Raw genomic sequence first — 8,000 nt, 5'->3', positions numbered from 1 at the left:
CACGTCCGCGCCCGCCACCACCGCCCCGGCCCCCGTCCCCGCCGCCGTCGACACCGCCGCGCCCGCGCCCTCGCCCGCCGCCGCCCCCGCCCCCACCGCCGCCGTCCCGACCACCCCCGCCCCGCCCGTGCTCGCCGAGCTGGCGCGCCGGGACCCCTACCCGCGCGCGGCCACCCCGGCCGAGGCGGTGCCGTGGGGCCTGCGGGTGGCCGCCGAGTCCATCTGGCGGCTGCTGCTGCTCGGTGCCGCGCTCTACGTGATCTTCTACGTGGTCGACATGCTCCGGCTGGTCGCCTTCGCGCTGCTGGCCGGCGTGCTGATCTCCGCCCTGCTGGAGCCGGCGGTCTCCTGGCTGCGCCGGCACGGCGTGCCGCGCGCGATAGCCGCCGCCGGCACCTTCCTGACCGGGCTCGCCGGGATCGGGCTGGTCGGCTGGTTCGTCGTCTGGCAGGTGACCACCCACATCTCCGACGTCTCCAAGCAGGCCCAGGACGGCGTGGGCACCCTGCACGACTGGCTGCTCAAGGGGCCGATGCACCTGACGCCGCAGCAGCTGACCGACTTCACCAAGCAGGTCCAGCTGGCGATCGGCAGCAACACCGAGCAGATCACCTCGCTGGGCTTCACCGGCGTGAGCATCGTCATCGAGGTGGTGACCGGCGTCCTGCTGGCCGCCTTCACCACCTACTTCCTGCTCTACGACGGCGCGCGGATCTGGAGCTGGGTGCTGCGCGGCCTGCCCCGGCAGTCCCGGTACGCGATGGCCGGGGCCGGCCCCAAGGCCTGGGCGACGCTGACCGCCTACGTGCGCGGCACCGTCTTCGTCGCCTTCATCGACGCGCTCTGCATCGGCATCGGGATCCAGCTGCTCGGGGTGCCGCTGGCGATGCCGCTGGCGGTGCTCATCTTCCTGGGGGCCTTCGTGCCGCTGGTCGGGGCGCTGGTCACCGGCGCGCTGGCGGTGCTGGTGGCCCTGGTGACCAGCCACAGCATCTACACCCCGGTGATGGTGCTGGTGGTGCTGATCGCGGTGCAGCAGATCGAGGGACACCTGCTGCAACCGCTGATCCTGGGCCGCGCGGTGCGGGTGCACCCGCTGGGCGTGGTGCTGGGGGTGGCCTCGGGATCGATCATCGGCGGCATCGGCGGCGCCATCGTGGCGGTCCCGCTGATCGCGGTCACCAACACCGTGGTCGGCTACCTGCGCCAGCGCAACGCCGCCGGGCACGAGGTGTTCAACGCGCTGGAGGCGGCCCAGGTGGCCGCCGCGGAGGGGGCCGCGCACGAGGCGGTTGCCGCCGACCACTCCCCAGAGCGGGCCGCCCTCTCCTAACATGGCGTCATGTATGTGACCAGGCTGGGCATCTCGGGCATCCGGGGCTTCTCGCCGGCCCGCGAGGTGCGGCAGCTGGAGCTCCCGCAGGCCGGCTGGACGGTCCTGGCCGGGCGCAACGGCGCCGGAAAGACCACGCTGCTGCGCGCGCTGGCGCTGGCGCTCGGCGGCCCCTCGGTGGCCCGCAGCCTGGTCAGCGACTTCTCCGGCTGGGTCACCGCGGGCGAGCGGACCGGCTGGGTGCAGGCGTTCGTGCGCCCCGACTGGTCGGTGGACAAGCTGGCCGGCAGCGGCAAGGCGCCCAAGTACGACCTCAAGCTCGGCCTGGAGTGGACCCTGCCGCGCGAGAGCCCGCCCTTCCCGCTCGGTGCGCTGCGCCCCACGCTGACCCCGCTGGGCTCGGCCAGCCCCGAGCGCGGACCGTGGGCCGAGAACCCGCGCGGCTGGTTCTTCGCCGGCTACGGTCCCTTCCGCCGGCTGCTCGGCGGGGCCGGTGAGAGTCAGCGTCTGATGCTCTCGGCCGGACCGGTGGGCCGGCTCGCCACGCTCTTCCACGAGGAGGCCTCGCTGGCCGAGGGCGTCTCCTGGCTGGTCGACCAGCACGTGCGCCGCCTGGAGGGCCGCCCCGGCGCCCAGGAGGCGCTGGACGTGGTGACCCACCTGCTCTCGGACGGCCTGCTGCCGGACGGCTTCACGGTCTCCAAGGTCGACTCGGACGGCCTCTGGGTCCGCCGAGGCCGCCGCGGGGAGCAGAACGTCGACGGGCCCGACTTCCCGCTGCGCGAGCTGAGCGACGGCTACCGCACGGTGGCCGCCCTGGTCCTCGACCTGGTCCGCCAGTTCCAGTCCTGCTACGGCGTCCTGCCGCAGGACGCCGACGGGGCGGTCACGCTGCCCGGCGTGGTGCTGATCGACGAGGTCGACGCCCACCTGCACGTCAGCTGGCAGCAGCGGATCGGCCCCTGGCTCAAGGCGCACTTCCCGCGCGTGCAGTTCATCGTCTCGACCCACAGTCCGTACATCTGCCAGGCGGCCGACCCCGGTGGCCTGATCCGGATCGCCGGCGTCGACGAGGACTTCCCGCCGCAGTCCGTCGGCGAGGGCCTCTACCGCCGGATCGTCTACGGCAGCGGCGACGACGCGGTGCTCTCCGAGCTCTTCGGCCTGGAGTCCCCGTACTCCGCCCGGGCGGAGGAGGCCCGGCGCCGGATCGGCGACCTGGAGGGCCGGGTGCTGGCCGGCGACTCCACCGACGAGGAACTCGCCGAGTACCAGGAGCTGACCGACCGCCTGATGAGCTCGCTCTCCGCCCGGGTCGACGAGGTCTCCGCCCGGCTGGGACGCCCGCGATGATCCCGCTGCAGCGCGGTCCGTTACCCGAGGAGCTGACCGCCCGGCTGGCCGCGCGCACCGAGCGGCTGGCCGAGCGCGGCGGCGCCCGCGAGCAGTGGCGCGAGGCCCGTACCGTGCGCCGCGACCTGCGCACGCACCTGGTGGAGATGTCCGCGGGGCTCTCGCGCTGCATGTACTGCGGGGACAGCGAGGGCACCAGCATCGACCACTTCCAGCCGATCGCGCTGGCCCCGCTGCGCGCCTTCGACTGGCTGAACCACCTCTGGGCCTGCTCGTTCTGCAACAGCAACCAGAAGCGCGACCTCTACCCGACCGACCCGCTCGGGCGGCCGCTGCTGATCGACCCCACCGCCGACGAGCCGGCCGACCACCTCGACCTGGTGCTGGGCACCGGCTCCTACCGGGCCCGCACCGCCAAGGGCGACGAGACGATCCGGATCTTCGGCCTGGACCGCCCGGTGCTGGAGCGCGGCCGGGCCCAGGCGTACGTGCGCTGCCGCTCGATGCTGCGCGACCTGGCGCACCTGAGCGAGCACGGCGAGCGGGGCGAGGCCGGCGCGGTGGCCCAGGCGCTGGCGGTGCAGCCGTTCGCGGACGTGCTCTACGAGATGCTGCGGCTGCGCACCGCCCCGCGCGCCGCGCTGGTCTTCGGCGCGGAGACGGTGGCGGGGCTGGACGTGCTCAGGGGCCTGCGCCCACCCTCGGCGGGTGGGCGCAGGCCCCTGGGTTAGCCCGTGCGCGCTCAGGCCAGCGCGGCCTCGGCGTCCAGGACGGCGGCGACCGCCTGCACCACGGCGGCGATCTTCGCGGCCGCCTGCACGGTCTCCCGGTCGACCCCGGCCTTGCGCAGGACCTGCTCGTGCGAGTCGAGGCACTGGCCGCAGCCGTTGATCGCGGAGACCGCGAAGCTCCAGAGCTCGAAGTCGACCTTCTCGACGCCCGGGTTGCCGATCACGTTCATCCGCAGGCCGGTCCGCAGCGAGCCGTACTCCTTGTCGGAGAGCAGGTGCAGGGTCCGGTAGTAGACGTTGTTCATCGCCATCACGGCCGCGGCCGCCTTGGCGGCGGTGTACGCCTGCTCGGAGAGGATCTCCTTGGCCTGCGGCTCCAGCTCGCGCAGCACCGCGCGGCTGCCGGTGGCCATCGCGCAGGAGAGCACGGTGCCCCAGAGCTGCTGGGCGGGCAGGTCCGAGTTGCCGATGACGCCGCTCAGGTTGAGCTTGAGGTCCTTGGCGTACTCGGGCAGGGCGGCCTTCAGTTCGTCCAGTGCCATCGGGGTCAGCCGGCCAGCAGGGCGCCGGCGTCCAGGGTGGCCTCGCCCTTGGTCCAGTTGCACGGGCACAGCTCGTCGGTCTGCAGGGCGTCCAGCACCCGCAGGACCTCCTTGGGGTTCCGGCCCACCGAGCCGGCGGTCACCATGGTGAACTGGATCTCGTTGTTCGGGTCCACGATGAAGACGGCGCGCTGGGCGGTGCCGTCGGCGGCCTCGACGCCACAGGCGCGCATCAGGTCGTGCTTGACGTCGGCCAGCATCGGGAAGGGCAGGTCACGCAGGTCGGCGTGGTCCTTGCGCCAGGCGTGGTGCACGAACTCGGAGTCACCGGAGACGCCCAGGATCTGCGCGTCGCGGTCGGCGAACTCCTCGTTCAGCTTGCCGAACGCGGCGATCTCGGTGGGACAGACGAAGGTGAAGTCCATGGGCCAGAAGAAGACGATCTTCCACTTGCCCTCGTAGGTCTTGTGGTCGATGTCGGCGAAGGCGTTCGCGGCGTCGAGGTCGACGCAGGCCTTGAGCTCGAACTCGGGGAACTTGTCACCAATGGTGAGCACGATCGCTTCTCCTGGGTGTGGAAAGTGAGGGCATTATGTCCGGATTGCCTATGGTTCGACGTTTCCCGACGTGATCCACAGTGACACGACACCCACTGATCAGTGAAATAGCTACACTGGATCCATCTGATCGGAGATAGTTATCAGTACCCCAGCTAGGCCGCCCAGGCCCCCGAAGCCCGCCGTCCTCGCCCAGGCCCGCGCCGGCGCCCCGCGCACCCCCAGCGTGGCCCAGCTGCGCGCCTTCGTCGCGCTCGCCGAGCACCGGCACTTCCGGGAGGCCGCGACGGCGGTCGGCACCAGCCAGCCCGCGCTCTCCGGCGCGCTCGCCGCACTCGAGGAGTCACTCGGGGTGCAGTTGGTGGAGCGTACGACACGCCGGGTCATCATCACACCGCTGGGGGAGCGGGTGGCCCGGCACGCCCGCCGGGTGCTGGCCTCGCTGCACGACCTGACCGAGGAGGTCGAGGCGGCCCGCCGCCCGTTCACCGGGCCGCTGCACCTGGGGCTGATCCCCACCGTGGCGCCCTACCTGCTGCCCACCGTGCTGCGGCTGGTCCGCGAGAGCTACCCCGACCTCGAACTGCACGTCCACGAGGAGCGCACCCCCTCGCTGCTGGAGGGCCTGGCGGCCGGACGGCTCGACCTGCTGCTGCTCGCGCTGCCGGCCGGCGGCACCTCGCCCACCCGCGACATCCCGCTCTTCGACGAGGACTTCGTCCTGGTCACCGGGCCCGAGCACCCGCTGGCCGGGCGCACCGACGTGCCGCGCGACGCCCTGCTCGACCTGGACGTGCTGCTGCTGGAGGAGGGCCACTGCCTGCGCGACCAGGCCCTCGACCTGTGTCGCGAGGTCGGCGCCGAGGCCGGCGGCGGGTCCACCCGGGCGGCCGGACTCTCCACCCTGGTCCAGCTGGTGGCCGGCGGACTGGGCGTCACCCTGCTGCCGGCGACCGCGCTGGAGGTGGAGGCCGGGCGCACCGACCGGCTGGCCGCCGCCCACTTCGCGGAGCCCGCCCCGGGGCGCCGGATCGGCCTGGCCACCCGGCCCGGCTCGGCCCGCGCCGAGGAGTACGACCGCTTCGCGCACTCGCTGCGCGCGGTGCTCGGCGACCTGCCGGTGCGCCTGGTGGAGTAGGACCTCGCCCGGAGAGGCCCTGGGCGCCCGCCGGGGGTGGCCGGCGGGCGCCCGGCGGCCTCAGAAGCCGGTGCTCAGCTCGGCGGTCAGCCCGTACTCGGCCAACTGCGCCAGCCAGTGCTCGACTTCCTTCTCCTCGCGGACCGCCCGGTGCAGGCCGGCCGGCAGCGCGCCGGCCAGGATCCGGCCCACCCCCAGGGCCAGCGGCACCGAGACGCAGCGGGCCATCGCGCTCTCCCGCTCGTCGCCGACCAGGTCGAGCAGGTACGTGCCCGACCAGCTCGCCCCCTGCGGCGTGCGCAGCCGCAGCGCCACGGTGAGCACCACCCGGTCCAGGTCGGTCGCGGTGGTGGGGTAGCGCTGCGCCAACTCGTCGGCCAGCGCGGTGATCCGCTCGGCGTCACCGCTGCGCACGGTGTCGAAGACCTGCTCCCAGGCGGCCTGCCAGCCGGCCAGCCGCAGGGTGCCGCGCACGAAGGTCTCGCGCTGCCAGGCGGACGGGAAGCCGTACTGCTCGACGAACGGCACGCTGTCGCGGTTGGGGTAGACCTCGAACCGCTCGCCCGCCAGGATCAGCGGCCGGGTCGCCTGCCACGGGTGCGGCACGCTCAGCGGCTCGCCGTTCTCCAGGTAGCGGGCCGGCGATCCCAGCGCGGTGAGCACCCCGCGCGGCGCCCAACTGAACCGGTAGGTGAAGTCGTTGGGCACCGCCGGCACGCCGCCGCAGTACGAGGTGAAGTCGGCCTGGGCGGGCCCCTCGCCGAGCGCCTCGGTGCCCAGCGCGACCAGCCGGTGCGCCAGCAGGTGGTCGATGCCCGGGTCCAGCCCGGCCTCGGTGAGCACCACCAGGCCCGCCCGCGCGGCGTCCTCGCTCTCGGCCAGGATCGCCGGCGAGACGTAGCTCGAACAGGCGAAGTGCGCACCGCGCTCGACGCACAGCCGCAGCAACTCGCCGTGCCGGTCGGCGGGCAGCATCGAGACGACCACGTCACCGGCGCGCACCTCGCCGGCCAGCGCGCCGGGCTCCAGCGCCCGCGGCTCGGCACGCCCGGTCAGGCCGAGCGCCGCCAGCCGCTCGGTGGCCCGCTGCTCGGTGCGACCCCAGAGGACCACCCGGCGGGCCTGGTCGCAGAGCAGGCCCAGTCCGGTGCTGCCGGTGGAGAGCCCGACCCCGACCCAGTGCACGGTGCCGCTGGCGGCGGCCGGTTGCCCGGGGACGGCGCCGGTGCGCGCGGCGGGAACGGATATCGACTCAGGCATGGCTGCCCTCCAGGGCGTCGGCGAGGCTTGCTTGCTGGTAGGTGGTCAGGCAGCGCTGCCAGGGCCCGGCCGGGTCGCCCAGGGTCAGCAGCTGCGGGGCCAGCTCGGCGGAGAAGGCCGCGCTGGCCTCGGCCGGCAGCAGCGAGGGGAGGTTGTCGATGGCGATCAGGTCCAGCGGGTGTCCGGCCGGGCCCAACGCGTGGACCGGGCGGTCCCACTGGGTGATCTCCCGGTAGATCGGCAGCACGTTGCAGTCGGAGGTGACGTCGCAGGTGACGTCGCAGACCACCGAGAGCCGCCGGGCCGGGTCGGCCAGGTCCTCGGGCCGCAGGAACGGCGGGATGGGGCGGGTGGTGAGCACGGTGTTGACCAGCAGGTCGTGCTCCAGCAGTGCCGCGCGGTCCAGCTCGCGGGTCTCCGCCTGGTCCCAGCAGGTCGGGGTGAGGCCGGCGACCTCCAGGGCGTCGCGCGCCCCGCGCCCGCACCGCCCGAGCGCGCCGACGACCAGTGCGCGGTACTCGCCGGTGGTCCGCGAGTCGCGCAGCGCCGCGTCCAACTCCGCCTTGCCGCTGGGCTGCAGCGGCACGCCCAGGACCCCGCGCGCGTGCAGCACGGCGAGCGCCGCGCCCACGTAGCCGGCCCAGTAGCCGAACGCCGCCAGCCGCCGGCCCGCCTCGTCCACCAGGTACTCCAGGTCCAGCAGCGCGCCGCCGCCGGCCGCGAACCGGCCCAGCAGCTCCGCACTGCCCGACTGGCCCTTGTAGGCGTGCCCGAAGAAGATGTGCCGGTTGGTCAACTCGGCCGGCTCGTCGGGAAGTTCCTTGAGGCCGAGGATGTACTGGTCACGCGGCGCGCGCACCCAGGAGCCGGCCGGCGCGGTGCGGCAGCCGACCGCGGTGTAGTCGGCGAGCGGGAAGATCCGCTGCGGGGATTCCTCGACGGTGAGCTCGATGCCCTGCTCGACCAGGCGTCGGGCGTCGGCGGGCACGATCGGGGCCCGCCGCTCGGTGCCGCGCGCCTCGTGCCGCAGCCACAGCCGTGGGGTGTCCATCGGAGGGTCGTCCTTTCGGTCGGTGCTGGTGGCAC

At 73.8% G+C, this 8,000-nt stretch carries 8 protein-coding genes; 4 read left to right on the top strand and 4 right to left on the bottom strand.

Features of this window, described 5'->3' with window-relative positions; translation table 11 throughout:
* The 3 genes from ABD323_RS25865 to ABD323_RS25855 all read left to right on the top strand — a co-directional run.
* The coding region (locus tag ABD323_RS25865; protein WP_344444356.1) for an AI-2E family transporter at positions 1 to 1,333 on the top strand (1,333 nt) is incomplete at its 5' end.
* 9 nt (positions 1,334 to 1,342) lie between these two features.
* On the top strand, positions 1,343 to 2,686 hold the full coding sequence (locus ABD323_RS25860; protein WP_344444355.1) for an AAA family ATPase: 1,344 nt from the start codon (positions 1,343 to 1,345) through the stop codon (positions 2,684 to 2,686).
* On the top strand, positions 2,683 to 3,417 hold the full coding sequence (locus tag ABD323_RS25855) for an HNH endonuclease family protein (protein ID WP_344444354.1): 735 nt from the start codon (positions 2,683 to 2,685) through the stop codon (positions 3,415 to 3,417). The genes ABD323_RS25860 and ABD323_RS25855 overlap by 4 nt, the downstream gene beginning before the upstream one ends.
* Before the next feature lie 11 nt (positions 3,418 to 3,428).
* Here ABD323_RS25855 and ahpD read toward each other — a convergent pair whose 3' ends face one another.
* Both ahpD and ABD323_RS25845 read right to left on the bottom strand, forming a co-directional pair.
* Positions 3,429 to 3,959, bottom strand: coding sequence for an alkylhydroperoxidase, AhpD family (gene ahpD, locus ABD323_RS25850; protein WP_344444353.1), 531 nt, complete (start codon positions 3,957 to 3,959; stop codon positions 3,429 to 3,431).
* 5 nt (positions 3,960 to 3,964) lie between these two features.
* On the bottom strand, positions 3,965 to 4,516 hold the full coding sequence (locus tag ABD323_RS25845) for a peroxiredoxin (RefSeq protein ID WP_344444352.1): 552 nt from the start codon (positions 4,514 to 4,516) through the stop codon (positions 3,965 to 3,967).
* A 226-nt stretch (positions 4,517 to 4,742) separates the two neighbouring features.
* Here ABD323_RS25845 and ABD323_RS25840 point away from each other — a divergent pair, with 226 nt between their 5' ends.
* Positions 4,743 to 5,654, top strand: coding sequence for a LysR substrate-binding domain-containing protein (locus ABD323_RS25840; RefSeq protein ID WP_344444351.1), 912 nt, complete (start codon positions 4,743 to 4,745; stop codon positions 5,652 to 5,654).
* 60 nt (positions 5,655 to 5,714) lie between these two features.
* Here ABD323_RS25840 and ABD323_RS25835 read toward each other — a convergent pair whose 3' ends face one another.
* Together ABD323_RS25835 and ABD323_RS25830 are read right to left on the bottom strand one after the other, a co-directional pair.
* A complete protein-coding gene (locus ABD323_RS25835; protein WP_344444350.1) occupies positions 5,715 to 6,914 on the bottom strand; it encodes a saccharopine dehydrogenase family protein in 1,200 nt (399 codons plus the stop codon).
* Positions 6,907 to 7,965 carry a saccharopine dehydrogenase gene (locus ABD323_RS25830; RefSeq protein ID WP_344444349.1) on the bottom strand — a complete coding sequence of 353 codons (1,059 nt, stop codon included), beginning with the start codon at positions 7,963 to 7,965 and terminating at the stop codon, positions 6,907 to 6,909. The genes ABD323_RS25835 and ABD323_RS25830 overlap by 8 nt, the downstream gene beginning before the upstream one ends.
* Positions 7,966 to 8,000 lie beyond the last annotated feature (35 nt).

Origin of the sequence: Kitasatospora nipponensis (assembly GCF_039528135.1) — a bacterium.
GTDB classification, from domain to species: domain Bacteria; phylum Actinomycetota; class Actinomycetes; order Streptomycetales; family Streptomycetaceae; genus Kitasatospora; species Kitasatospora nipponensis.
Note: the sequence above shows the minus strand (reverse complement) of the source record. Positions and strands in the feature narration are given on the sequence as shown.

Excerpts from the sequence above, each read along its gene's own strand:
- ahpD (WP_344444353.1), bottom strand. The coding sequence starts at position 3,959 with ATGGCACTGGACGAACTGAAGGCCGCCCTGCCCGAGTACGCCAAGGAC.
- ABD323_RS25860 (WP_344444355.1), top strand. The coding sequence starts at position 1,343 with ATGTATGTGACCAGGCTGGGCATCTCGGGCATCCGGGGCTTCTCGCCG.
- ABD323_RS25830 (WP_344444349.1), bottom strand. The coding sequence starts at position 7,965 with ATGGACACCCCACGGCTGTGGCTGCGGCACGAGGCGCGCGGCACCGAG.
- ABD323_RS25855 (WP_344444354.1), top strand. The coding sequence starts at position 2,683 with ATGATCCCGCTGCAGCGCGGTCCGTTACCCGAGGAGCTGACCGCCCGG.
- ABD323_RS25835 (WP_344444350.1), bottom strand. The coding sequence starts at position 6,914 with ATGCCTGAGTCGATATCCGTTCCCGCCGCGCGCACCGGCGCCGTCCCC.